Source organism: Candidatus Omnitrophota bacterium, from assembly GCA_028715415.1.
Classification (GTDB): Bacteria; Omnitrophota; Gorgyraeia; order Gygaellales; family Profunditerraquicolaceae; genus JAQURX01.
In genome coordinates, this window is the sequence record JAQURX010000009.1 from 35530 (window position 1) to 62408 (window position 26879).

Annotated in this window: 25 protein-coding genes and 3 tRNA genes; 2 read left to right on the top strand and 26 right to left on the bottom strand. The window is 37.6% G+C overall.

Annotated elements, in window-relative coordinates:
- Window positions 1-7: 7 nt before the first annotated feature.
- The 17 genes from pfkA to PHO70_05195 all read right to left on the bottom strand — a co-directional run bounded on the left by pfkA (window position 8) and on the right by PHO70_05195 (window position 14145).
- Window positions 8-967 (bottom strand): 6-phosphofructokinase, encoded by a 960-nt coding sequence (pfkA, locus tag PHO70_05115; protein ID MDD5432351.1) that lies wholly within the window; start codon window positions 965-967, stop codon window positions 8-10.
- Window positions 967-2223: an adenosylhomocysteinase gene (gene ahcY, locus PHO70_05120; protein ID MDD5432352.1), complete on the bottom strand. Its 1257-nt coding sequence runs from the start codon at window positions 2221-2223 to the stop codon at window positions 967-969. The genes pfkA and ahcY overlap by 1 nt, the downstream gene beginning before the upstream one ends.
- 32 nt (window positions 2224-2255) lie before the next feature.
- On the bottom strand, window positions 2256-3422 hold the full coding sequence (metK, locus tag PHO70_05125) for a methionine adenosyltransferase (protein ID MDD5432353.1): 1167 nt from the start codon (window positions 3420-3422) through the stop codon (window positions 2256-2258).
- 32 nt (window positions 3423-3454) lie between these two features.
- The gene (locus PHO70_05130) at window positions 3455-4198 is read right to left on the bottom strand and encodes a nucleotidyltransferase family protein (GenBank protein ID MDD5432354.1); all 744 of its coding nucleotides are present in this window, start codon (window positions 4196-4198) and stop codon (window positions 3455-3457) included.
- A gap of 1 nt (window position 4199) precedes the next feature.
- Window positions 4200-5279, bottom strand: a complete 1080-nt coding sequence (locus PHO70_05135; GenBank protein MDD5432355.1) for a bifunctional phosphoglucose/phosphomannose isomerase — start codon at window positions 5277-5279, stop codon at window positions 4200-4202.
- On the bottom strand, window positions 5276-7009 hold the full coding sequence (gene ptsP, locus PHO70_05140) for a phosphoenolpyruvate--protein phosphotransferase (protein MDD5432356.1): 1734 nt from the start codon (window positions 7007-7009) through the stop codon (window positions 5276-5278). Before ptsP ends, PHO70_05135 begins: the two co-directional genes overlap by 4 nt.
- Window positions 7006-7275, bottom strand: a complete 270-nt coding sequence (locus tag PHO70_05145; protein MDD5432357.1) for an HPr family phosphocarrier protein — start codon at window positions 7273-7275, stop codon at window positions 7006-7008. Before PHO70_05145 ends, ptsP begins: the two co-directional genes overlap by 4 nt.
- Window positions 7276-7277: 2 nt before the next feature.
- Window positions 7278-8522, bottom strand: a complete 1245-nt coding sequence (gene yvcK, locus PHO70_05150; GenBank protein ID MDD5432358.1) for a uridine diphosphate-N-acetylglucosamine-binding protein YvcK — start codon at window positions 8520-8522, stop codon at window positions 7278-7280.
- An 18-nt stretch (window positions 8523-8540) separates the two neighbouring features.
- Window positions 8541-9011 (bottom strand): PTS sugar transporter subunit IIA, encoded by a 471-nt coding sequence (locus PHO70_05155; GenBank protein ID MDD5432359.1) that lies wholly within the window; start codon window positions 9009-9011, stop codon window positions 8541-8543.
- Between the two features lie 48 nt (window positions 9012-9059).
- A tRNA-Gly gene (locus tag PHO70_05160) sits at window positions 9060-9132 on the bottom strand.
- A 38-nt stretch (window positions 9133-9170) separates the two neighbouring features.
- Window positions 9171-9252, bottom strand: a tRNA-Leu gene (locus tag PHO70_05165).
- A 38-nt stretch (window positions 9253-9290) separates the two neighbouring features.
- Window positions 9291-9363 (bottom strand) — tRNA-Lys (locus tag PHO70_05170).
- 7 nt (window positions 9364-9370) lie between these two features.
- Window positions 9371-9928, bottom strand: a complete 558-nt coding sequence (frr, locus tag PHO70_05175) for a ribosome recycling factor (GenBank protein ID MDD5432360.1) — start codon at window positions 9926-9928, stop codon at window positions 9371-9373.
- Window positions 9929-9959: 31 nt separating this feature from the next.
- Window positions 9960-10682 carry a UMP kinase gene (gene pyrH / locus PHO70_05180; protein MDD5432361.1) on the bottom strand — a complete coding sequence of 241 codons (723 nt, stop codon included), beginning with the start codon at window positions 10680-10682 and terminating at the stop codon, window positions 9960-9962.
- Window positions 10683-10708: 26 nt separating this feature from the next.
- Window positions 10709-11233, bottom strand: a complete 525-nt coding sequence (tsf, locus tag PHO70_05185; GenBank protein MDD5432362.1) for an elongation factor Ts — start codon at window positions 11231-11233, stop codon at window positions 10709-10711.
- A gap of 27 nt (window positions 11234-11260) precedes the next feature.
- On the bottom strand, window positions 11261-12160 hold the full coding sequence (gene rpsB, locus PHO70_05190; protein ID MDD5432363.1) for a 30S ribosomal protein S2: 900 nt from the start codon (window positions 12158-12160) through the stop codon (window positions 11261-11263).
- 194 nt (window positions 12161-12354) lie between these two features.
- The gene (locus PHO70_05195; GenBank protein MDD5432364.1) at window positions 12355-14145 is read right to left on the bottom strand and encodes an ABC transporter ATP-binding protein; all 1791 of its coding nucleotides are present in this window, start codon (window positions 14143-14145) and stop codon (window positions 12355-12357) included.
- A 205-nt stretch (window positions 14146-14350) separates the two neighbouring features.
- Here PHO70_05195 and PHO70_05200 point away from each other — a divergent pair, with 205 nt between their 5' ends.
- Window positions 14351-15277: a Gfo/Idh/MocA family oxidoreductase gene (locus PHO70_05200; protein ID MDD5432365.1), complete on the top strand. Its 927-nt coding sequence runs from the start codon at window positions 14351-14353 to the stop codon at window positions 15275-15277.
- Window positions 15256-16389, top strand: coding sequence for a lipid-A-disaccharide synthase (gene lpxB / locus PHO70_05205; protein ID MDD5432366.1), 1134 nt, complete (start codon window positions 15256-15258; stop codon window positions 16387-16389). The genes PHO70_05200 and lpxB overlap by 22 nt, the downstream gene beginning before the upstream one ends.
- 54 nt (window positions 16390-16443) lie before the next feature.
- On the opposite strand, the gene PHO70_05210 is transcribed toward lpxB, so the two are convergent.
- From PHO70_05210 to PHO70_05250, 9 genes are all read right to left on the bottom strand, one after another.
- Window positions 16444-17583, bottom strand: a complete 1140-nt coding sequence (locus tag PHO70_05210) for a hypothetical protein (GenBank protein ID MDD5432367.1) — start codon at window positions 17581-17583, stop codon at window positions 16444-16446.
- 39 nt (window positions 17584-17622) lie between these two features.
- Complete coding sequence (locus PHO70_05215) at window positions 17623-18300, bottom strand: transposase (GenBank protein MDD5432368.1); 678 nt, start codon at window positions 18298-18300, stop codon at window positions 17623-17625.
- Window positions 18301-18383: 83 nt separating this feature from the next.
- Window positions 18384-19493 (bottom strand): M48 family metallopeptidase, encoded by a 1110-nt coding sequence (locus tag PHO70_05220; protein ID MDD5432369.1) that lies wholly within the window; start codon window positions 19491-19493, stop codon window positions 18384-18386.
- On the bottom strand, window positions 19493-19747 hold the full coding sequence (locus PHO70_05225) for a 50S ribosomal protein L27 (GenBank protein MDD5432370.1): 255 nt from the start codon (window positions 19745-19747) through the stop codon (window positions 19493-19495). The genes PHO70_05220 and PHO70_05225 overlap by 1 nt, the downstream gene beginning before the upstream one ends.
- A gap of 76 nt (window positions 19748-19823) precedes the next feature.
- Complete coding sequence (locus tag PHO70_05230; protein ID MDD5432371.1) at window positions 19824-21218, bottom strand: MBL fold metallo-hydrolase; 1395 nt, start codon at window positions 21216-21218, stop codon at window positions 19824-19826.
- Window positions 21208-21903, bottom strand: coding sequence for a VTT domain-containing protein (locus tag PHO70_05235; protein MDD5432372.1), 696 nt, complete (start codon window positions 21901-21903; stop codon window positions 21208-21210). Before PHO70_05235 ends, PHO70_05230 begins: the two co-directional genes overlap by 11 nt.
- Window positions 21904-21929: 26 nt before the next feature.
- A complete protein-coding gene (locus PHO70_05240; protein MDD5432373.1) occupies window positions 21930-23456 on the bottom strand; it encodes a DUF1846 domain-containing protein in 1527 nt (508 codons plus the stop codon).
- A 146-nt stretch (window positions 23457-23602) separates the two neighbouring features.
- Complete coding sequence (locus PHO70_05245; GenBank protein ID MDD5432374.1) at window positions 23603-24937, bottom strand: HD domain-containing protein; 1335 nt, start codon at window positions 24935-24937, stop codon at window positions 23603-23605.
- Complete coding sequence (locus PHO70_05250) at window positions 24930-26864, bottom strand: hypothetical protein (protein ID MDD5432375.1); 1935 nt, start codon at window positions 26862-26864, stop codon at window positions 24930-24932. Before PHO70_05250 ends, PHO70_05245 begins: the two co-directional genes overlap by 8 nt.
- Window positions 26865-26879: the final 15 nt, after the last annotated feature.

A 26879-nucleotide genomic window follows, 5' to 3' on the forward strand; every position in this document is an offset into this window, starting at 1 on the left:
ATTCTTTTTAAGTTAACTGTTTAATTAAATTATATATATTTTCAACTTCATATTTCTTTTTTTGTATCGCAACTTCCAAATCTACAGCAACTACCTTGCTGCAGTATAATCCCACTGCTTTATCGCGTTCACCATTTAATAAAGCATCAACCGCAGCCTTACCAAGCCTAAGCGCCAAATCACGGCTAACCGCTGTTGGCTTTCCGCCTCTTTGTATGTGACCCAACACAACTGTTCTTGTTTCAAGAGAAGTTATCTCGGTGATTTTCTTGGCAATGTCAGCTGCATGCCCCGCTCCTTCTGCAACAACAATAATCCAACTTATCTTCCCCCGGATATTCCCCTCTACAATTTCATGGCACATTACTTCTATATCAAATTTCCTCTCGGGTATAATTACATCTTCACAACCTCCCCCAAGTGCAACAGCAAGCGCGATAAAACCACATTCCCTTCCCATAACCTCTACAACAAAAACCCGCTCCATTGAAGTGGATGTATCACGTATATTATCTATTGCATTAAGCGCTGTATTTATCGCAGTATCTGCTCCTATCGTATAATCTATCCCGTTAACATCATTATCAATTGAAGCAGGTATCCCGATACAAGGCAGATTATATTTTGTCCCGAATAAATGCGCTGCAGCGAAACTTCCGTTTCCTCCAATGACTACAAGCCCGTCAATACCGAATTTTTTTACGGTTGCATATGCTTTTTTCTGGCCTTCTTCAGTTGCAAATTCAGGGCAGCGGCCGGTCTTAAGAATTGTCCCGCCGAGATTAATAATCCCTGATACAGAACGATGGTCAAAAAGTTTCACCTCTTCGTTAATTAAACCCCACCAGCCACGGGATACACCCATTACTTCTAATTTCTTATTTATCCCGTATCTGACAACCGAACGGATCGCCGCATTCATTCCCGGGGCATCCCCTCCGGTAGTTAAAACCGCTATCCTTTTCATCAGGTCCCCATCTCCCAACTTGCTAAATATTTTTTCTGTTCATCGGTCAATGTATCTATTCTTATCCCCATAGACCTTAGTTTAAGGTCTGCGATTCTTTCATCAATTTCTTTGGGGACAACATAAACGTCTTTCTTTAATTTCTTGTAATTCTTACTCATATATTCGGCACTTAATGCCTGGTTCGCAAAAGACATGTCCATAACAGAAGCAGGGTGCCCCTCTGCTGCAGCCAGATTGATCAAACGGCCTTCACCTAACAAATAAATCTTGCGGCCATCAGCTAAAATATATTCAACAACAAAATCACGGATGATTTTCTTGCTTTTTGCTAATTTTTCAAGCGCTGGAATATCAATCTCTACATTAAAATGCCCGGAATTGGAAACTATTGCTCCGTCCTTCATTAAAGAGAAATGCTCTCCTCTTATTACATTTATATCTCCGGTAACTGTAACAAAGATATCCCCGACTTTAGCAGCATCCTTAATCGGCATGACATCAAAGCCATCCATTGTTGCTTCTAAGCCCCGCAATGGGTCAACCTCAACCACAATAACTTTTGCACCCATCCCTTTTGCGCGCATTGCAACACCTTTACCGCACCAGCCATAACCACAGACCACAAAATTACTCCCAGCAACTAATTTATTTGTAGCCCTGATTATCCCGTCAAGAGTAGATTGCCCTGTACCATAACGATTATCAAATAAATGCTTGGTCTGCGCGTCATTTACCGCAACAATCGGATAACGCAGCTTACCTTCATTAGCAAGCGCCCTTAATCTGATTACGCCGGTTGTAGTTTCTTCAGTGCCACCAATAATATTGCTATGGACTGAAGCTGGACGCTGATGAATTGCGCTAACCAAATCAGCTCCATCATCCATAGTAATATTAGGCTTAACCGCTAAGACTGATTCAATATGTTTATAATAAGTTTTTGTATCTTCGCCTTTAATCGCGAAAACATTTATTTTTAAATCCTTGGCTAAAGAAGCTGCGACATCATCCTGAGTTGATAAAGGATTGGAAGCGCAAAGAAATATTTCTGCACCCCCTAGTTTTAAAACATCCATCAGAACACCGGTTTCGGTGGTAACATGCAAACAAGCAGCGACTTTTAAACCTTTTAAAGGCTGTTCTTTTTTAAAACGCTCTCTAATTAGTGCTAAAACAGGCATATTATTTGAAGCCCACTCAATCCTTAATATACCTTTTTTTGCAAGCTTAATATCCTTGACATCATAATCCATGAATTCTCCTATTTTTCAATTCTTTAATTTAATTATAATTTAGCTGCTGCTTTCTTTAATGCTGCTACTTTATCTGTTTTCTCCCACTTAAAATCATCTCTTCCAAAATGCCCGTAGCAGGCAGTTTTTCTGTAGATAGGTTGCAGTAAATCCAAAGAACTAATTATCCCTCTAGGAGTAAGTTCAAAATTTTCTCTGATAAGCTTTACTAACCTTTCATCGGTTAACTTTCCAGTGCCATAAGTATCAACGTAAATAGATAAAGGCTCCGAATAGCCGATAACATAAGACAACTGCACCATGAATTTATCCGCTAAACCCGCAGCTACCATATTTTTTGCAATGTAACGACAGGCATAGGCTGCTGATCTATCCACCTTAGTCGGATCCTTACCGGAAAAAGCGCCTCCGCCATGCGGAACGCTTCCACCATAAGTATCTACAATAATCTTTCTTCCGGTCATACCGGTGTCAGACTGAGGCCCGCCTACAACAAATTTTCCCGTCTGATTAACGTAATATTTCGTATCTTTATCAATCAAGTCTTTTAAAATTGGCTGCGCAATAACTTCAATCATCTCCTGCCGCGCCTTTTGAGTGATATTTTTTCCCGTCTTATCCAAAATATCCTCGGTATGCTGGCAAGCCATTACCACAGAATCAACTCGTTTAGCAACTCCATCGTGGTACTCAACTGTCACCTGAGATTTAGAATCAGGGCCTAAGTACTTTAAAGTATTCGATCTACGCACATCCGCCATACGCTTTACTAATCTATGCGCTAACATTATAGGAAGAGGCATGTATTCCTCGGTCTCTTTACAGGCATAACCAAACATAATACCCTGATCCCCTGCTCCACCGGTATTTACACCCTGTGCAATATCAGGAGACTGGCTATTAATAGTATTGATAATTGCGCATGTCTCATAATCAAAACCGTACTTTGGATGAGTATAGCCGATTTCTTTGATAATGTTGCGCGCGAGTTTCTGTATATCTATATAGGCATTGGTCGTAATTTCACCGCCAACGATTAAAAGCCCCATCGTAACATAAGTTTCACAGGCAACCCTACTTACTTCTTTCTTAGGATCAAGCTTCAAAACTTCATCTAATACACCGTCTGATATCTGATCGCATACTTTATCCGGATGCCCCTCGCCAACTGACTCTGAAGTAAAAAAATGTTTACGCATTTTACCTGTTTCCTCCCTTTCTTTACAACTGGTTAATTATTAGCAAATTCTTCCTTAGCTTCATTATAATACTTGTAGTCTCCAATATCAAACCATCTGCCGCGAAATACAAAACCATAGACTGAAACTTTTTTTCTTAGCCAATCAATATAAAGGCCTGTTGCATCATGCTTGTTGACACGGCTATCCATATATTCCTTAATAAGCCTCAACTCTTTAGCAGGAAAATAATATAAACACATTGCAACTAAGGTAGATTTAGGAAATTTTGGCTTTTCTTGAAAATCAATAATCTTGTTTTCCTTATCTACTTTAATCACTCCGTATTTTTTTGCAAAAGACTTTTTACCAATGTCATAAGCACCGATTACGGGGCTAGGCTTATTCTTTTCTGCAAATGAAATAAAATCGCTTAATGAACCATCAAAAATATTATCCCCACCTACAACCAATAAATCATCCTTAATCTTTCTATCCTTTATAGCAAAAAATGTATCCCCAATTGCACCTCTTCTATCCGTTAAATCCTTGGTTAAATCATCAACCAGGCTTAAGGTTTTCTTGGTTTTAATTTTTTCCGCCCAAGACTGGAAACGATGGATAAACTTAGAATTTGTCACAACAATAATTTCATCTATCTCAGGGACTTGCGACAACCTATCTACTATATAATCAATTATCGGCCTTTTGCCTATATGAAGTAGAGGCTTTGGATAATCCTTTGTTAAAGGATAAAGCCTTGTTGCGTACCCTGCTGCTAAAATTAATGCTTTCATTTTATGAATTTAACTTACCCTTGGCAAGCTCCTGCTTTAGATAATTAATATTATCAATTGGCGTTGGGTCAATTCCGCGAAGAATCGCAAGGTAAAACGAAATAAAGTCCCCAATATAAACAAGAGAGAATATCCTACTTAACAGCTCCGTTCCTCTACTATGAATCTCATTAACCTCAACACCTCTTTTACGAATCAAATCCCGGACAATATCCATTCTTTTTGAGATTCTCGGGTTAATAAAATTATCCCTAAACATAATTACTGAAACATTTTTTAATATTCTTCTTTCGGCTTGCCACCCCATAATCTCATTATGGCTTACTTCAGGGAACACATTGCTGGACGCAAGAACTTTTGAATTTTCGTTAAGCTGCCCCTTAAAACGCACTGCACAAGCCTCAAAGTAAATTGAAGGAGCATAAATAACCGGAAACCTGTTATATAATCTAAAAGCGATGTGCTTGGCTATGTTATCTTTTTGCCCTATATGTGGATTAAGATTCAAATCCCGTAATGATTCAAGAACGCTAGACAACCTTATCACTTCATCACGAACATCTTTAATTAAGCCAAGTTTGGCCAAGATACATAAAGGAATTATACTTAAATACCCAAGACCGCATCTAGGAGGGATATTAGGCGGAACTTCTATAAACACCTCCTTATCCCTTAAGGCACATTCTTTTAGTAACCCACCGGAAGAAACAACGATTACTTTCCCACCCAGTTCTACGGCACTCTTGTAAGCACTCAGCGTCTCTTCAGTGTTACCTGAATAGCTTACAACAAAAACAAGCGTATTGTTGTCAATATAAGCCGGAGGATCATAATCCCTTATTACCGAAACAGAAACCTTGCTTTCAAAATATAGATATGACTTTACAAGGTCGCTGCCGATAGCTGAACCGCCAGAACCAAGAAAAACAACCTTAGTAATATCCTTGAAACTCGCAGGCAATGAAACTTTATCCGCAATACTTATTGCAACTTTGCACTGAACGGGGAAATCCAACAAAATATCCAATAAACCCGATTTATCAATTTTATTTATAGTGCCGAGAGAAAGGCTTCTTCTCACTTTAAAATCTCTTTGACTTTCAACTGACTGAATTCTTCAACTTCTTTTCCTGTAGAAAGCTTTAAGGCTTCCAAAGCAATCTCCTGGGCCTGCTTTAAAGTAACAGAACGAATAATATACTTTAACTCGGGGATAACTTGCGGTGGCATACTAAATTCATCAAGGCCCAATCCTAGAAGTATCAAAGCAAAATTTGGCTCCCCTGCCATTTCTCCGCACATCCCTACTTTAATATTTGCATTATGAGCTGAATCAACAATATTTTTTATAAGCCTTAATACTGCTGGATGCGCAGGATCATAAAGGTAAGCCACCTTTTCATTTGCACGGTCGACAGCAAGCGAATACTGAATCAAATCATTTGTTCCAATGCTAAAGAAATCCGCTTCCTGTGCCAAAATATCAGCAGTCAAAGCTGCTGAAGGAACTTCAATCATAGCACCAACCTTGATATCGTTATTAAATGGGACTCCTTTACTTCTTAATTCTTCCTTAGCTTCTTCTAATATCTTATTAGCTTGTTTTAATTCTTCAATACCAGAAATCATCGGATACATTAACTTTAGATTTCCATGCACAGAAGCTCTCAATATCGCCCTCAACTGTAACTTAAATGTATCCGGCTGGGCAAGGCAAAACCTGATAGCGCGCCAGCCAAGAAACGGCTGCATCTCATGAGGGACTTGGAATTGCGATAAGAATTTATCTCCGCCCAAATCAAGCGTACGTATAATTACAGGGTAAGGATTCATTTCTTTCGCTACATATTCATAAGCCTGATAGTGCTCCTCTTCAGTAGGGGCATCTTTTCTATTCATATAGAAGAATTCCGTGCGATACAAACCAATCCCTTGCGCACCATGTATTTTTACCGATGGAACTTCATCAGGGAATTCTATGTTTGCGGTTATTTCAATCCTCTTTCCATCAAGGGTAACTGCCTCAAGGTCCTTAGCCGACATGAATCCTGCGGCGACTCCTTTTAACCTCTCCTCCTCCTTCTGATAGAAACGTAAAGTCTCTTCATCGGGATTGATAATAATAACCCCTGTGCTTCCGTCAACTATTAATATATCCTGCGGCTTAATCTTAAGAGTTGCGTCTTCCACTCCGACGACTGCCGGGATTTCCAAAGATTTTGCCATAATGGCAGTGTGTGACGTCTTTCCTCCTACATCAGTTACAAAGCCAGCTACATTTTGCTTATGCATTGCCGCTGTATCCGAAGGGGAAAGATCGTGGGCAACAACAATTACTTTTTCTTTTAAATCACTTAAACCGACTCGTTCCTTGCCTCCTAAAAGATGCCGTAAAATTCTCTTACCAACATCATTAATGTCTGAAATACGTTCCTTAAGATACTCATCTTCAATCTTAGAGAACACCTCAATATATTTCTTTAAAACTCCGGAAAATATATACGCTACATTTACCTGTTCTTTTTTTAGGCGAGAAATTACTTCCTCAATAAGCATCCTGTCTTCTAAAACCAAAAGATGCGCGTCAAAAATCTGAGCTTCCTCCTGCCCCATCTCGGCACTGATTCTTTTCTGCAGCTCAATAATCTCCCTGCGGGTTTTAATTAAGGCTTCTTCAAAAATCTGTATCTGCAAAGGTATTTCTTCCTCGCGGATTGCCTCCTTGGGGATCTCAAATTCCTCCCTGCCTACTTTATAAGCAGGAGCAATACTTATCCCGCTTGCCGCAGCTATACCTTTTATCTGAATCATATTTCTTCCTCGCTTACTATTATCTTTTCAAGCTCGCCTAAAGCAGCTTCTGCATCAATCCCATCTGCCTCGATAATGATAGTGCTTCCTCTTTCAGCTCCAAGCATAAGAATACCCATAATTGATTTCCCGTTTACCTCTTCTTCATCATGTTTAACAGTAATGCGGGAGTCAAATTTATTAGCAATCTGCACAAATAGCGCAGCTGGCCGCGCGTGCAGGCCTTGCTTATTCTGTACAGTTAACTTCTTTTTAAATACCGGCATTCTTAAATTTCCTCAATTAAACCTAAAACAATTCTTGCTAATTTCTGGGGATCATGCCTAACCACATCTGTTTCAACTATGCCAAAATCGTCTTCAATAACACGATACCCCATATTCTCAATTTTTTTCCGATCATTAACGACAAGATAAGAACCCTGTTCAGCGTAACGTTTAAGTATCTCTTGTGAAATCTCCCCGGTATTTACAACACAATAATCAATTATACGCGGGCTACTGTGAGTAACAAGAGTCTTAATATGGTCGGATGCACTAAATCCATCAGTTTCTCCGGGTTGAGTCATAGCATTACAAACATAAACTTTAATCGCACTGGAAGCAGCGATAGCGTCAGAAATTTCTTTTATTAAAAGATTCGGTATAATACTCGTATACAAAGAACCCGGACCCAAGATAATAAGCTGGGCATCATTAATAACCTTTATAGCCTCGGGAGTCGCTTGAGGATTAGCCGGATTAAGATAGACCTTATCAATAGGCTTAAGAGCTTTAGGGATCTTTTCTTCTCCCTCAGTCTTCGAGCCATCTTTATGCAAAGCTACCAAATTTACATTGCTTAACGTTGAAGGAATTACCTGCCCTCTTAAAGCCAAGACTTTACTTGTTTCCTTTATCGCCTTCTCAAAATCTCCGGTTAACCTGGTCATCGCTGTAATAAAAAGATTTCCGAAACTATGCCCCGCAAGATCGGAATTCTTATCAAACCGGAATTGAAATAAGTCGCGCATCAAAACAGGCGCATCTGCTAACGCTACAAGGCAATTACGTATATCACCCGGAGGGAGAATATCAAACTGCTGCCTAAGCCTGCCGCTTGAGCCTCCATCATCTGCAACAGTAACGATTGCGGAAATATTGGATGTATATTCCTTTAAACCCATCAACAAAACAGACAAACCAGTACCACCACCAACCGTTACAATCTTAGGCCCCCGGCTTAGATGCTTTTTCTTATATAAAATATCAACTATGCCTGAGGTATCTTTGGAAGAAGGCATTATTACAGCAAAGAAGGAACGAATAAGCCTTTTAACACCTAAAATTAAAATTATTATTCCCGAAAAAACTATTCCTGCATCAAGTATCTGGATCAGCCAAAATGCATCATTGCGCAGATAAGCAGTGCCTAAAATTAGCAAAATAACTCCGAAAGCGCTTAGGCCTACCCAGCGCTTTATCCCTATACCGGGATACAACCATTTAAAGATGCCGCTTACTCTTTTTACCATAATTTAACCGGCACTTTCTTAAAGCTTTTTTTCGTCTTCTTCGGTGATTATTTTTACTACACTTTTATCGTCAGCGCAATTGCGTAAACTTTCACGAAAATATTTGTCTTTTAATAAACGCGAAATACGAGCCAATGCCTTTAGATGTGGACCTGCGGAATCTTGAGGAGCGACCAATAAAAAGAAAATATATGCCTGTTCTCCATCAAGAGAGTCAAAATCAACACCCTTTTTTGAGAGACCAAAAGCAGCAATCAATTTATCAACACAATCGCATTTAGCATGTGGAATAGCGATACCTTGCCCAATAGCAGTTGAGCCCAAAGACTCCCTATTCATCAATGCCTCAATGAGTTTGTTGCGGTTTTTCTTATCAATATCTCCCGAATTAATCAAAGCATCCACCAATTCTTTGATAATGTCTTCTTTCTTTGTGGACTTGATATCGGTAACTATTGCTTTCTTTGACAAAAAATCCATTATCTGCATAACAATTCTCCTTTATTATTCTTCTTCAATAATGATTTTGAAAGAAAAAGCGGGAGACGGGATTCGAACCCGCGACATTAACCTTGGCAAGGTTACGCTCTACCAACTGAGCCACTCCCGCGTTGTTCGTTGTTACTTAAAAACTTTTTAAAAAACAAATGGGCGGAAGAGGATTTGAACCTCCAAGGGTTGCCCCAATAGCTCCTAAGGCTATCGTGTCTGCCAGTTCCACCACCCGCCCTTAAAAGGCGAAAAAATTGACTCATTTGAAAAATTAAATGAGCCTCCCGAGACTCGAACTCGGCACACGCGGCTTAAAAAGCCGCTGCTCTACCGGATGAGCTAGAGGCCCAAATTTATTAACCTAAGATTTCTTTCTCTTTACTCTTTAATATCTCTTCAACTCTTAGGATATATTTATCTACAAGTTTTTGCAATTCTTCTATTCCACGAAATCTATCATCTTCAGAGATTACCTTATCTTTTTCTAATTTTTCAACCGACTCTTTGGCATCTCTTCTTATTGTCCTAAGGGAAACTCTTCCTTCTTCAGCCATTTTATGCGCTACTTTAACCATCTCTTCGCGCCTGTCTTTTGATAATTGGGGGACAGACAACCTAATTACTTTACCGTCGTTAGAAGGAGTTATTCCTAAATTAGATTTTAAAATTGCCTTTTCAACTTCCGGTATGGCGCTTACATCCCAAGGCTGAATTATAATCAAATGAGCGTCGGGAGCGGAAATTGAAGCTAATTGCTTTAAAAGTGTAGGCGTGCCATAATAATCTACATGCAGCCCTTCAACCAAATTCGGGCTTGCTCTGCCAGTCCTAACTTCGGAGAATTCGCGGGTAACTGACTCTAAGGCCTTCTTCATCTTTTCTTCTGTATTATGTAAAATTTCTTTTGCTGTCATTTTACCCTCCTAAACAAACCATTACATAAATTTATTCTACAACCGTACCAATCTTCTCGCCCATAACTACACGCTTTATATTGCCTTCTTTATTAAGATTAAAAACAACTATCGGCAATTTATTAGTCATGCATAAAGTTACGGCTGTCGCATCCATTACATTTAAATTCTTTTTTAAAACATCAATATACACTAATCTATTAAATTTTTTAGCGGTTTTAACTTTCATCGGGTCATCAGAATAGACCCCATCTACTTTTGTTGCTTTTAATATAACATCAGCGTGTATCTCAACTGCTCTTAAAGCTGCAGCGGTGTCTGTTGTAAAATAAGGATTTCCCGTGCCTGCCACAAAAATAATAATTCTTCCCTTCTCCAAATGCCTGATCGCCCTTCTTCTAATATAAGGCTCTGCGATTCTCTGCATCTCAATTGCCGTCATAACGCGCGTCGGAAGGCCGGTCTTTTCTAATACATCCTGAAGGGCTAACCCATTGATCACAGTTGCAAGCATCCCCATATAGTCAGCAACAGACCTATCCATGTTTAACCCTCTGGAACCGGTGTTCTCTTGCCCGCGGAATATATTTCCGGCACCCAGGACAATTGCCACCTCAACATCCATAGCCCTGATTTCTTTAATCTGACGAGCAATAGAAATTAGGACTGCCTGGTCAATACCGTGTGATTTCTTGCCCTGCAACGCTTCACCGCTTAATTTTAGGACTATTCTTTTGTAAATTGAATGAGGCATTATGAAGAAAAATATGCTATTAGGACTTATTCGCCAATCTTATAGCGGATAAATCTGCGGATTACAATATTTTCACCAATTTTAGAAACTATTGTTCCCAAATAATCATTGATAGTAATACTTGGATCCTTCACAAAAACTTGATCCAAAAGACAATGATTCTTATAAAAATCTTCTTTGCTCTTTTCCTGTTCCAGCACTTCTGCCGGGACTTCATCTCTTTTAATATAAAGAGGGCTTGTTGCTGCAATCTGCATGGCAACATCTTTGGTAAACTGTGTGAATTCGGCATTTCTGGCAACAAAATCAGATTCACAATCTACCTCAAGCAAAACTCCAATCTTATTCCCATGATGCACATATGATTCAATCCTGCCTTCTTTTGCGGCGCGTGATTGCTTTTTCGCAGCAATCTCCAGGCCCTGTTTACGAAGTAAAGTTGCTGCCTTCTTAATATCCCCTGAGGTTTCTTCAAGGGCTTTCTTACAATGCGCAACTGACGCGCAGGTTAAATCCCTTAATTCTTTGATTGCTTCAACTGGCACTTTCATCTCTCAAGACTTCCTTTCAATAATAAATTATATTTTTTTTCTTAGTTTTGGCTTCTCGTCAACCGGTTTTGCGCGACCCTTCTTTAAAAGCTTGGCTTCATCGGTATCCGGTTCGGTAGTTTCTACTAATTCTTCAATCTCTTTGATTTTTACCTCTTCCTCTGGAAGGACTATCGGAGCAATCTCTTCTTCCTTTTTCTCCTCTTTCTTTGCCGCAACGCCTTCCTGCGACAAATAAGATAAGAATTTCTTCCTTCCTTCAATAATAGTATCGGCGATTATAGAAGTAACTGCCTTGATTGATTTCGTAGCGTCATCATTTCCCGGAATAGGAAAACTCACATAATCGGGATTTGAATTAGTGTCAATCAATGCGATTATCGGGATACCTAATCTATTTGCTTCTTTAACTGCAGTATCTTCCTTTTTAGTATCTACGATGAACATCGCTTTTGGAGAACGTTCCATTTTGACGATACCAGAGAAATTCTTGTTAAGCTTAGCTAATTCTTTTTCTAAGCGAGCTACTTCTTTCTTGGTAAGCTTTTCAAATGTTCCGTCCTCGCGCATCTTTTCAATTTCCTTCAGGCGGTTTATGCTCTTCTTTATTGTAGCAAAATTGGTAAGCAATCCTCCCGGCCAGCGTTCAGTGACATAATACATGCCGCTTCTTATCGCTTCCTGCTGGACTACTTCCTGAGCCTGCTTTTTTGTGCCCACAAAAAGGACAAATTCCCCTTTTGAAGCTATATCCATCAGGAAATCTCTCGCACGGTTTAAACATTCTTCGGTTTTTTCCAAATCAATGATATAGATTTTGCTTCTTTCGCCAAAAATAAATTTCTTCATTTTAGGGTTCCAGCGTTTTGTCTGGTGCCCAAAATGTACTCCTGCCTCTAAAAGTTGTTTGATTAATTCTGAAGCCACTCTTTATTCCCCCTTCTTTGTTAACTCCAAGCTTTAAACCTTAATTAAAAGGCTTTTATCCCAAAATTTGTTTGTTTTTGGCAAACTGCTTTGAAAAAAGTTAACAAAAACTATGATTGTTAATTTTAACTCATGCCATACCTTTAGGCACATAGTTAATTCTATCAGTATAACACAAAAATGTTTCTTTGCAACTATTTTTGTAACTCTTGCATCTGGTAAAGCCGTTTATATAAACCTTCTTTATTCAGTAATTCTGTATGGCTACCCTGCTCAACGATTAAACCTTTATCTAAAACAACGATTGTTTGTGCATTACGCACAGTTGAAAGCCTATGAGCTATAACAAATACGGTTCTTCCTTGTATTAACCTGTCTAATGCCGCCTGTACAATCCGCTCTGCCTGAGAATCTAATTGAGAGGTAGCCTCATCCAGGATTAGAATAGGTGGATTTTTAAGTAGCGCCCTTGCAATAGCTATTCTTTGACGCTCTCCCCCTGAAAGCCGCATTCCTCTGTCACCGATTACCGTGTTATAACCATTTGGCGTATGCTTAATAAATTCATGTGCGTGCGCCTGAGTTGCTGCATCTTCAATTTGGCTGTCCGTAGCTTCAGGATGGCCATAAGCAATATTAGCTCTTATAGTATCGTTAAATAATATAGTCTCCTGCGTAACTATACCGATTTGCTCCCGAAGAGACTTTAAGCTTACTTCCTTTATATCTATTCCGTCAATAAGAATCCTTCCATTAACGGGGTCGTAAAAACGCGGGATTAGGTCTACCATCGTGGTTTTTCCTGACCCGCTCGGGCCGACAATAGCCAACATTGAACCTTTCCTAACCTCTAAATTAACACCTTTTAAGATTTCATTATCCGCATATTTAAACCAAACGTTTTCAAAAGCTACTTTTTCTTTAAAATTTCCCAACTCTAAAGCGCCTTTCTTTTCAACTACGCTTGGGTTTGTTTCCAAAACTTCGTAAATTCTCTCGCTAGCTGCCACTGCCTGCTGGTTTAATGAATGCACCTGGCTTAATTTCTTAAACGGCCTGATTAATGAAAGTAGTGACCCTAGGAATAAACCGAATACACCAAAAGACAGTTTTCCTGCAATTACCTCTCTTCCTCCCCAGAAAAAGACCGTTACACCGGCAATACACCCTAATATTTCCGTACTAGGGCTCAAAAGCAGCAACTTCTTTATAGACTTCATAGTGATTTTATAATAATCTTGATTAACGCGGTTAAATTTTTTAATCTCGTATGGCTCCATATTAAAAGCTTTAACAATCCTTGCGCCGATTATAGTCTCATAAAGCAAGGAGTTGATATCAGCCATCTTTTCTTGGGAGCTTCTTGAGAGCTTCCTTAATTTTTTCCCGACCATAACGATAGGCATGCTGATAAGCGGAACTAAAATAATTGATATAACCGCCATCTTTAAATAAATGAAAAAGGTTAAGAAAGCGAATATAACAACCTGAAGCGTTTGATAAACGATGTCCGTTGAGCCATAAGAAACCGCGTTTTCCACGATTTTCACATCATTAGTGATTCTTGAGATCATTTCTCCGCCGCGCTTATGGGTGTAATAATCCAAGGAAAGATGTTGGAACTTGTCGTAGAGCTTAGCCCGGATATCCCGCACAACCCGCTGGCCTATGTCGGACATTAAATAACTTTGTAGGAAACCAAATAACCCCTTAAAAACAAACATCAAAACAATGCCTATCGCCATATAATTAAGCATATCTGCTGATGGGGTAGCGTTTATTTTATCTATAAAGCTAGAAAGAAAAGGCGGTAACTTGGTTGGAATAATAATCTGTTTATTAGTTAAGACCTTATCCGACAAAGGCACAATCATTGCCAGCTGGAATCCGTCAAAAATCGCGGAAAACGCCATACAGACAATTGCAATAGAGAACTTACCTATATATGGCCGGACAAATCTTAGTAACTTCAAATAATCCCGCATGTTTCATTCCTCCCAAAAAGAAAGTGTATTGTAGCACAATCACCCTATGTATGCAAATTATTTTAGTTGCCCACATCTTTGTCGTTCCCGCAATCTTTTTGTCATTCCCGCGAAAGCGGGAATCTACTATTTAGCCTGGATCCCTGCTTTCGCAGGGATGACATTTTAGTTGCAAAACCTCCCCTGCTTTGTTATTATGCTTAACATGGATAAAATAAGAGTAGGAGTAATTGGGGTTGGGCATTTAGGCAGTATACACGCAAAAATCTATAAAGATATCAAAAACTGCACTTTGGCTGGAGTCTGCGATACTGACGCGAAGCGGCTTCAAGAAATATCTAGAAATTTACGCGTCCCTGCTTTTTCCGATTTTCACCAATTTTTCGGCAAAGTTGACGCGATAAGCGTTGCTGTTCCAACTAAATTCCATTATGAGGTTGCAAAAACTTGCCTAGAAAATAATACTCATATACTTGTAGAAAAGCCTTTTACTACCAATCTTGAAGAAGCTGACGCGCTAATTAAGCTTGCCAAAGAAAAAAATCTTATATTACAAGTTGGCCACATTGAGCGTTTTAATTCCGCTTTCTCAGCAACACAAAAATTAATCAAAGATCCTAAGTTTATTGAATGCCATCGTCTAAGCCCGTTTCCAAATCGTTCTTTGGATGTTGGAGCTGTGCTTGATATTATGATCCACGATATTGATATAATTTTAGGCCTCGTCCCCTCTCCTGTTGAAAAGATTGAATCCGTAGGCATAAATGTTTTAACTCAGTTTGAGGATATCGCAAATGCTCGCATTACATTTAAAAATGGCTGTGTAGCAAATTTAACCGCAAGCAGGATCTCCGATGAATTTATGCGTAAAATCCGGATTTTTCAGGAAGCAACATACATCTCCCTTGATTACAAAGATGCCAAAGCCTGCATTTATAAAAAAACCGGCTATTCAATTTCAAAAGATAACATCCCTATTGAAAAAGAACAGCCTCTGCAAAAAGAGCTTCAAGCCTTCATTGATTGCGTGCAAAATCATAAAGAGCCTTTAGTTTCAGGAGAAGTAGCCAGAGAAGCCCTTGCAGTTGCACTCATAATCCAAAACCAGATATGGCAGAAAAACAAATCCTAATTGTCTGCGGGGAAGCCTCAGGCGATTTAAACGCAGCCAACCTTGCAAAAAATATCCTTAAGATTAATCCTAAAATTAAAATCTTTGCAGTTGGCGGGAACTTGCTTAAACAGGCGGGCGCGGAAATCATTTATGACATAAAAGATCTTTCAGTAATGGGGTTTTTTGATGTTTTAAAGAAACTCCCTAATTTCTTCGCTCTTAAAAAATTCGTTTTAGAAAAAATAGCTCGTATCAAACCCGACTTAATAATCTTGGTTGATTTCTCCGGATTTAATTTAAGGCTTGCCAAAGATATTAATAAATCAATCCCGATAATTTACTATATTAGCCCGCAGGTCTGGGCGTCGCGAGCTGGCAGGATAAATACTATAAAAGAATATATTTCAAAGATGATTGTTCTTTTTAAATTTGAGGAAGATTTCTACAAAAAACATGGTGTTAATGTTGACCTAACAGGACACCCCCTTCTTGATATAGTAAAGCCTTCTATGGATAAAAATGACTTTATTTCCAAATATTACATATCTGGAGCAAAAAAAACAATTGCTATTTTACCCGGTTCGCGCAAAGCTGAAATTAAAAACATCCTGCCAATTATGCTTGAGGCTGCAGAAATTTTAAGCAAAAAAATCCCGGATATTCAGTTTGTTATTGCAAAATCTCCACAGGTAGATATGAAAGACTATAAATCCATTATGAGTAGCTTTAACTTTGATATTAAAATTATCGAAGGGAAAACTTACGATTGTTTAAATGTCGCAGATTTCTGCTTTGTCTGCTCGGGTACAGCAACCCTTGAAACAGCTATCATGCAAAAACCATTCTGTATTATCTACAAGATGAATTTGCTAAATTACTTATTGTACCGTCCGCAGGTAAAAATTCCTTTCATCGGGATGGTTAATATTGTTGCCGATAAATTGATTGTTCCTGAATTTATCCAATTCCGTGCAAGGCCCGAAGATATTGCAGAAAAAACATTGGAGATAATAAATTTACCTTCCGAAATTAACCGCATCAAAGACGAACTTGCTAAAGTTAAAGACTCCCTCGGAGAAACTGGTGCAAGCGCCCGCGCCGCAAAAATCGTCGTAGATTATCTAAAATAAAGGGGACGGTTCTATTTTTGTTCTTCTTCAAATTAAAAAATAGAACCGTCCCCTTTATTTCTCATTTAATGAATTCTCAAGAATAACAACAGGACTCTTCCCAAAAGTAATTAAACCTATCTGAAATGTATTTAAATCAAATAGAATAATTTGATTATCCCCCAACTGACAAATAACCTGATCATTTGGTAATACTGTTACTTTAGTCACTGGCCACATTAAAAAAGGAGTCTCAAGAGCAATCCGTAAGGACTTTCCTGTATGTATATTGTCCGCCCGCAATCCTTCTATAGCCCAACTTCCCGCATAAACATACCAATCACGCTCATTTTCTGCTCTAAAATCAATAGGTTCCCGACTATAAGGCCCGATATCTGAACTACAAGGTTCATTTGCAGCCGTCATTCCATTAATATCATCTAACAAAACTCTTGAATAATCATAATAAAGCTCGGATTTCTTATTATATTCAAACCAATTAATACTTAATTTCCCTTTGCCTCCTTTATTGCAGATGTAAAGCGTTGCTCCGAGTTCATCTTTAAGCATAAATTCTTTAACTTTTTCCTTAGAACTACCGTCTGCTCTAATTCTATACAAACCGTCACAATCCGAAGAAACATAATAAACCCAAGCATTATTAGATTTAAGAAAAAATGCCGGTTTATCAACTTTGGTTTTAGTTATTAAACTTACTCCACTAACAGAAAGATAAATAGGTATGAATATACCATAGGATATTGTCTGTAAAACAATACTAGCCTTGAATGATAGCCTATCTCGATCGGTTTTTTCTTTCATAATCCAAAAACAAAAAGGCCATTCAATAAAGATTGTTAATACGTAAGAGAACAATAAGATAAATACAAGCATACAAAAAACATTGTTTATTGAAACGAAATTGTCAACTATTCCTTGCGAGAAAATTATCCCAATTACTCCAATAATCATTGAAAAGTAATTTGCTAATATCATTATTAAAATACTTCTCATTGTTTTCGTTCCAAAATAACGAACTAGGATTTTTCCTTCAATTACACCAATGAGAGTATTACCTAAAAGCAAATGACCGACACCTAACCATAACAAAGCTGTTCCTGCATTTGCACAGGCAAAAGAAGGATAAGCAAATAAAACAGCTAAGAAAAACAAACTAGCAAACCTTACTTTTAACTTATTCACATCTTTCTCCATTCTGCTAAACTATTTCTTACCAAGAAAAAAATGACGGTTCTAATATTTGTCTTTGGGCGGCCTTCCTTTGCTATCTCTCCTATTCTTCGTCTGATAATATTCCTGTAACTTATCGATAAAAGCTTGGCTGCCAATATACAGTTTTTTCGCGAGTACATCTGAATTAATTATACTGCCATCAATTACAAAATCAATAAATTGCTTTTGCCTTGAGGTAGCGGAATCAGATAATCCCAAATAAGCCGGGCTTAGGGTAATAAGCGAATCTGGTTTACCTTTCGCATAGCAATTATAACTAGAGAAACGATACTCTGCTGGATGGCTGACCACTCCCGCGCGCACAGGATTCAGTTCAATATATTTTCCGCACTGTAATAGATAAGAATCGACCTCAATAATGTTGCTTTTAAACCTATCTTGCCATAAATGGCCACAGTAATCATATAATTTACTATAATAATAAAAGTAAGTTAAATTTAGCTGTTTCATGAATCTTGACAATTTACTTTCCGGCTTAAGATTTAAGATTAAGTGAACATGATTATCCATCAAACAGTAATGTAAAATATCTATTTTATTTTCATTCTTTAATTCATTTAACAAAGAATAATACCTTAATTTATCATTATCACAATGAAATACATTATTCTTGTTATTCCCCCTACAAATAACATGTAAAGCTGAATTACAAGAGACTATTCGTTTAATCCTTGGCATAAAAAATCCCTCCTTCTACTATAATAGACGTAGAAAAAGGGCAAATCTAACAGATTTATTTTAGAAAAATAGAACCGTCCCCTTTATTTTGCTAATTTGATGCGTTCGTCAATCGGCGGGTGGTCGAAGAAAAAGAATTTAATTATTGGGTGAGGATTTCTGTCTGCGAGGTTTTGGGTTGCAAGCTTATCCATCGTAGAAATAAAAGCTTCTTTCATACCCGTGGTCTTTAGTGCAAGTTTATCTGCTTCTCTCTCAAGCACTCTGCTATAAAAACATGTTAAAGGCTGTGAAATTACTCCAAATAAAACGAAATAAATAAAAACTATTGGCAAAGCTGATATCTGAGACAAAGAATCAAACCCGAATAAATTCAAAACAAAATGATTTGTAATAAAAATAAGATAGAAAACCAGAAAAGTTGCCAACGAATTAACAATTATCAACTTCGTAAGATGTTTAAGCTTATAGTGAGCAAATTCGTGCGCTAAGATAACCTCTATTTCCTCCTGAGAATATTTATCCTTGAGCGTATCAGCCAATAAAACTCTTCTTGAGCGGCCTAAGCCTACAAAAGCAGCATTAGCCTTAAGCGATTTTGAGCTTAAATCAATTTCAAAACAATCCAGCAAACTAACTCCCATTTTCTTAGCCAAATTCATAATCCTCTCTCTTAAGCTCTCATCTGAGAGTTTCTTATACTTAAAGAATAAAGGGATTATAATCGTGGGAGTTAACTTTGCTAAAATTAAGCTAAAAAGTATCCAAAACAAAGAAATTACCAGCCACCAGTTCTGCTGGAAACGATTCAGGATAAAATAAAATGCCGATAACAAGACTAGGCCAATAATATACGAAAGAATAAACGACTTTAACTGATCAATAAACCAATTACTTAGTTTTTGATTTGAGAGGTTAAATTTGTGCTCTACGTAATACGAACCGTAGAAATTAAGCGGGAAACTAAAAAATAGATAAATAACTGATAAAAGGAATAAATAGGCAGGAATTACAAAATAGTTATTCGCAGACAGGCTTAAAACAAAAAGCGCCAGATTCTTAGAAAACCCTAAACCAACAAAAACAAACAAAAGCACCAGTAAATATATTGTATCAATAATTACTAGTGCATATTTTAAGGAAGAATACTCTTTTGCTTTACCAAGAGTATCTTCCTTAACCTGAGAATTCATTACTTTTTGGGCTTTTCTTTAACAATAGTTGGCTGGACGTTAATAAAAGTACGCAATTTACCATGGCTGGTCTTCTTTTTTGTGAAATAAACCTTACCTGGGCAAAGAGCGAAGATTGTTCCAAGCCCTTTTACGTTAACTCCGGGCTTATAAGTAGTAAGGCCCCTTGCGATAATCTGGCCAGTTTTTACCGTAGTTCCGGTTGAAGCTTTAATCCCTCTGTCTCTTTTTCTCGTTGAAAATCCACCTGCCATTTTGATGCCTCCTTAAATAATAGTTTAGTTGAAAGAATTGAAAATTTTTAGGAAAAGCTATAATACCACAAAATTACTAATCTAGCAAGACTTCTTCACCTTTGGTCGGGATATAAGCATTAAGCCCCTTTTGGGTAAGTGTATCAAATAAAGCCTGGGTCTGCTCAAGTTCCCCATGCACTAAGAATATGCGTTTTAGAGGAAGGCAATCAGAAACAAATTCCGCAAGGTCATTTTTATCTGCATGCCCGGAAAAGGCATTAATCACCGCTACTTCCGCGTTTAACTCACATTCAATGCCATAAATTCGCACAAAAGGCACTTTTTCCACAATTCTTCTACCTAACGTATCTTTTGCCATATATCCGACAACCAGAACCGTATTCCGGGAATCTTCAATATTATTTTTTAGATGGTGTAGGACCCTTCCGGATTCACACATCCCGCTTCCTGAGATAATAATCATCGGACGCTTATCTGTATTTAACATCTTTGATTCCTGCTGATCCTTGATAAAACGAAGGTTTAAGAATTCAAAAGGGTTATCCCCTTTGTTTATCGCATCGCATGTCTTTTTATCCATATAGTCAGCGTGGCACTGAAAAGCATCGGTTATATCAGTTGCTAACGGGCTATCCACATAAATAGGAACTATTGGAATCTCTTTTTCTTTCAAAAGCTCATTTAAGAAATAAATAACTTCTTGGGCGCGTTCAAGGGTAAAAGAAGGAATAATAACCTTGCCTTTTCGTTCGATAGTCCGGTTAATCACTTCTTTCAACTTTGACTTTGCTTCTTCTATCGGAGAATGCAGCCTTCCGCCGTAAGTAGACTCCAGGATCAAATAATCCAGCCCCTTTAATACGGTTGGGTCATTTAACATAGGAAGCCCTTTTCTGCCTAAATCAACCGCGTAACCAAGCCGGATTGTTTTCTGCTCTTCCTTTATTTCAAGCACAACAACAGAAGAACCCAGGATGTGCCCTGCATCAAATAAAGTAAAATAGATATCTTTGGTTAGCCCAAGCCTTTGTTTATAAGAAACCGGATGGATTCTTCTTGCTGCTTTACTTGCCTCTTTCATATTATAAAGCGGCTTTCTTAATGGCAGGTTCAACCTTCTGTTAATCTTATTAACATACCTTATATCTTCCTCTTGAATCTTACCCGAATCTTCCAGCATAAGCTTACACAAATCCTTAGTGGCACTTGTTGCAAATATTTTTGAACGAAGCCCTGCCTTAACCAAGCTTGGAAGATTTCCGCAATGATCAATATGCGCGTGGGAAATAATCAGAGCGTTAATTCTACGCACATTAAAATCAAAAGTAGTATTTATCTCATAAAACTGATCACGTTTTCCCTGAAAGAGCCCTATATCAAGCAACACCTGTGAATCTTCTGTTGAAACCAGATGGCATGAGCCTGTTACCGTCCGGACCCCCCCTAAGAATTTAAGATTAACTGCCATATTTTTCCTTAAAAAACCTTAGTTTATAAATCACAGCTAGAATTAATATAATATATGTTAAGCTAAATAGCAAGAAAATACGGTTGTTTAGAAAAAATTGCACAATTAGATTCGGGTCTTTAAAAATATTTACCCCTATATTAGCAATTATATATTGGATCCAAAACATCTTTAGCGGAGTGCCGAAAATAACTGCCGCTAAATACTTTCTAAAGCTCATCCCGGTAAGCCCGGATGCCATATCCATAAATCTATAAGGGATAACCGGAGCAGCACGAAAGATAAAAAGCCAAAAAAAGCTAATCCTGCCCAATTTGTAATCCAGATTCTTATATTTCTTAGACAAGGATTCTTTAACATATGCTCTTCCCAGAAACCTTGAAAGATAAAACAATATATAAGCATTAATTATTTCAGCAATACAAATATATAATGCACTTAAAAATGGGCCGAATAAAAAAGCTCCGGCTATCCAGAAAACATCTTTAGAGAAAAATAAGAAAAAGGTTACTATTACGTATGCTAAGACATATAAAAAAGCGCTGATTAAACCGGGGAAACTGCCTAATTTATCCTGTAAAGCGGGGATATGTATATTAAGCGAGGTGCCAAGCCACCAGAAAACAAATAATGACGCTATCAGAACAAAAAATCCAAACCCTTGCCTGTATTTGCCAAAACCCATAGAATAATTATATCTTAGATAATATTTTATGTCACGAAAAGATTACGGGAGGAGAATTTTCCATCGGTTGTAAGATTTACCCCCAGCCTCTTTAAACCAACTTCATCTCCAGGGGTGGGGATATGAGTCATGTGGACTTCGCAGCCTTTTAACTCACCTAATTTGTTCATCGCAAGTTCCGCAGTATGATTTGTAGTCGCGCTAATTGAAAGCGCTATGAGGGTTTCTTCCAAATCAAGGCTTTCTGAACCGCTATCAAGTATCCCTTCTTTAAGTTTTGCAATTTGAGCAATAATATGGGGAGATAATAAAAGTATCTCGTCAGGTATATTCGCGAGCACCTTTACAGCATTTAATATTAAACTGGAAGCTGCATGCATCAGTTTTGAATTCTTCCCGGTAATAACCCTTCCATCGGCAAGCTGGATTGCCGCACCGCAGAAGATTCCTTCATTCCCTTTACCTTTTCCTTCAGCTTCATCAGCGGATTTCCGGGCAATCTCCACAACTACCCTATCCGTAGGCTTAACGCCTAACTCTTCCATTAACAGTATTACTCTATCTACGGTTTCTTTCTTCTCAATGCCTAGGACATATTCAGCGTTATACCTAAAATACCTCCGGATTAATTCCTGTTTTGCTGCTTCCTGCACTACTTTATCTTCTGTTATTCCGAATCCTGCGCGATTTACCCCCATATCCGTCGGAGAATTATACATTAAAAGGCTTGAATCCTTCTCAAATATCCTGTTCAAGATTAATTTTAATATAGGGAAACTCTCAACATCACGGTTATAGTTAATTGAGGTCTTGCTGTATTTATTAAGATGGAATGGATCAACAAGATTAAAATCTAAGATATCGGCTGTTGCGGCTTCATAAGCAACATTAACAGGATGTTTAAGCGGGATATTCCAGATAGGGAATGTTTCAAATTTGGCGTAGCCTGCATTAACTCCGCGTTTATGTTCATGGTATAGCTGAGAAAGGCAGATTGCCAGTTTTCCGCTGTTTGGCCCCGGAGCAGTTACGACAACAATCGGCTTTTTGGTCTCAATATAATCATTCTTTCCGAAGCCTTTTTCACTTACTATCGTGTCCACATCAGCCGGATAACCTTCAATAGGATAGTGCAGATAAACCTTAACCCCTCTTCGTTCTAATTTATTTTTAAAAATTACCGCCGAAGACTGGTTGTTAAAGCGCGTGATCACAACTGAAAGAATATCCAAACCCCAATTCCTTAAATCATCTATAAGCTTTAAAGTAGCGACATCATAAGTAATGCCGAAATCTCCACGCACCCTGCCCTTTTCAATATCCCCGGCATAAATACCAAGCACAATATTGATTTTATCTTTTAAGGATTGTAATAATCTGATTTTAACATTAGGGTCATAACCCGGAAGGACTCTTGCGGCGTGATAATCAAAACAAAGCTTCCCTCCAAATTCAAGGTAAAGCTTATTTCCGAACTTCCCTACTCTGTCTAAAATAGCAGTAGTCTGTTCTTTCAAATATTTTTCATTATCAAAACCTATTTTTTTAGTCATATTTTGCCTAATTATTAGTCAATATTATATGATAGTATCCCTGTTTTGTAAAGAGGGCATTCCTTTGATTGCCCACCTGTCGACAGGCGGGATTCGTCGGCAGAGCATGTTGCTAAAAAACGAGGTGATGGGGGGTGCTGCGGCGCTTAGACTAGCTTCAGATAATCCTTACCTTCATTCCATGGATTTAAGAAGCCGGTTATCTTAATTTTATTCTTTTTTAAATCTACTAAGCCCTTCTTTTCTACCGGGCTTAGTATTTCAACTATGGGTGAAAAAACATCTTCAGCAGACTCTTCTCTTACAACCGCAACAGTGTTATCAGAAAGGCTAACAATAGACCCAATTGGCCAAACTCCAACTATCTTAAAGAATTTATCAATTAAACCCGGATCAAAAGCAGTATCTTTATCTTTAATCATGGCGTTGTATATCATATCAGGAGAATATGCAGCCTTATAACTTCTCCTTAAAGAAAGCGCGTCATAAACATCACAAATAGAAACAATTAAAGAAGCTATATGGGGTCTCTTCTCAAAGACAAGGCGAGGATAACCGGAAAGGTCATTTTTTAAATGATGTTCAAAAGCAACAACAACAGGCAAGATTCCTAAGCTATCCACATACTTAAGCATAATCTCTGCTCCAAGAACAGCGTGGCTTTTGATCTGGGCAAATTCATTATCGGTTAATTTATCGGCCTTAGTAAGCACTTTTCGGGAAATATACATCTTCCCGATATCATGGAATAAAGCAGCTACACCTAAATCCAACACATCATTTTTATTAAACCCGATCTTAGAAGAAAAATACATAGAAAGTATTGAAACATTCAAAAGATGAACGTAAGTTTCAACATTATACCGCTTTACAGTAGTTAATTTCAGGAATTCCTGGTATTGAGAAGAAAAATTTTCAACAATATTATTTATGGCAAATTTTAGCGAAAGATAATTGATGTCTCCGGAACCCAATACGGCTTCAGCCGAATTAAAAACATTTTCTAATGTGCTATCATATAATTTTAAGGCGCCATTTTCCTTTAAAGCCCCTTCTTTCTTTTGAGATCCTTCTTTATCAGATAACTTTCCCAGGGAAACATTACCCACGTGCATAATTTCCAGCTGTTCCTGTATCCAATCATTTGATTCTTCTTTCCTTCCGGAAAGTAAAACAATCAACTTTAGCAATTCCTCGTTTTTTAAACCCCGGGAGAACCTGATTTTCTCAATATTTTTTTCTTTAAGGAATATAATCGCGGGCTTAAAAAACTTGCTTAAATCAAACATAACATCATTTTCGAAAACAAGCTCTTCTCCGACAATGCCAAAAACCAACTCTTCTTTTTCCAGAAGAATTTCGTTTAAAGAAGAATAGGATTTCTCTACAGAATTCTTAAATATCTGGTGTTCAACCCCATATAATTTTGCGCTCTGAAGAGAAGAGAAAAAATCTTTCAGGCAATTCTCAATCTTATCCAACTTGCCACCTTGCCAAGATAGATCTGGCCTTTTCACGCAAAAGCTTGTTCCAAAAGAATTTTCTTTTCGCCAACATCTCAATATAATCTTTGGCTTCCTTTACCTGAGCTCCTTCGAAAATACATAAATTATCAATAATCAAATTATTTTTTAAACCGAAAGGGCTTTTAATAAGCAGCATCTCCTTGATTACCTTATCTCTCGAGGCTCCATTCTTAACCAATGCAAGAAACGCTTCTCTCTTTAAGAATAAATCTTTAAGATTTAGAATCTCAAACAAGAAACCTTCATCAATATTATAAAGATTCTGCATCGCCTTTAATATTTCAATTCTTATAAACTCGTTAGAAAATGAATACATCTGTTTTAAAGCAATTAAAGACTCTGCTGTATCAACTTTTCTAAGCCCTTCAATTACCTTTGAAATAAATTCTATATCTGAAATCCTTCCTTTTAAATTATCACAAAAAAGATTAACCTTGTCCGGAAAGAATTTGAAATATAATTTCAGGATAATGAAACTAACTTTATTATCCTGAAATATCTTGGAAACATATTCATCGGCCTGAAACCTGCTTTTAGGCATTGATTCGATTATCGGCAGAATAATACTGTAAATTTCTTCATTATCCCAAATCACATCTTCTATAATTTTATATATGTGCTCTTCTAATTTTCCAAAGAGCTCGCCCGCAGGAGAATTCCCCCTTTCCTGCCTCTTACACAATTCATGCAGATAAAGTATGAATTCAAAATCTTTTTGTTCATACGCTTCTGAAATTTCCTTATAGAGCTTTTCAAAAATCAAATCCAAATAAACCTTATTTTTCTCAATTGCAGCAAGATTGGCGATTACAAAACGATAGTTTATCTTTAAGGCAGCCCTGTCAAAAAACAGCTCTTCCTTGGCGTCCATAGATTTAAATAGTTGAGAAAGTGTACTCTGATAGACTTCTGAAATCAGTTTGTTTTGTGAATCAGAATTCGTTAATAATTCCTTGATCTTCTTCGATAATTTTGCGCTTTCTTTGCCTAAGCTAAATTCTTTGGCACTTTTTAAAAATTCTTCCGAAACGTTCCCCTTCTTACCTACCCCAGAAAGCTGAGAGAACAAATTAAAGCTTAAAATATCAAAATTATCATTAGTTGAGATCTCTTCAAAGAAAAGCTGGGAATAATCTTTTTCATCTAAATTCTTAAATAAAACTTCCAATTTTCTTAGATCTTCCTCATTAAACGATTTTTTTGACCTTGCGACAACTTCAAACATCTCTTTAATGCATTTTTTGAATAATCCGAAGTCATATTTCCTTAAAAGCGATAAATATTTAGAGACAGACTGACTAAGCTCTCCGTCATAAAGAAGCTCTTTTAAATCTATCCTCCCCAGATTCTTCCCAAAGTTACCGGCTATTTTTGAAATCTCATCGGGATTGCCTTCGCCACGGGTAGAATTTCTTAAAATATATAGCCATACATCCAACTCCGGAGAACCTTCTCCTAACAGCTTAGAATAATCAAGCTCCTCTACAGTAATACTGGGGATTTTCCTTGGTAATAAATTTTTAACGCCTCCCCCTCTTAACAGCTCTTTTCTTGGCAAAGTTACGACTCCAAAGAAATCAACCAACTCATCAACACTTATCCCCTTTTTTATCTCAAGGCTGCTTATCTTACGCAAATGGAAGTATTGAGCAAGCTCAAGATAAATTGCCTGATTTAACCACTGCTTTCCATCCAAAATGATAAAATCCGGGTTAATATTTAGTTTTATTGAATCTAGAAATAAAAACAGTCCATCAACTTTTAATTTAAAATTCTCTACTGATTTCTTGAAAAAAGGATGCTCTTTTGAATAATTAGCCGCGTTATTCAAGACTATGCGCAATCCTTTTAGGAAATCAACCAAAGCTTCTTCTTTATTCATGCTTAACCTTTAAAA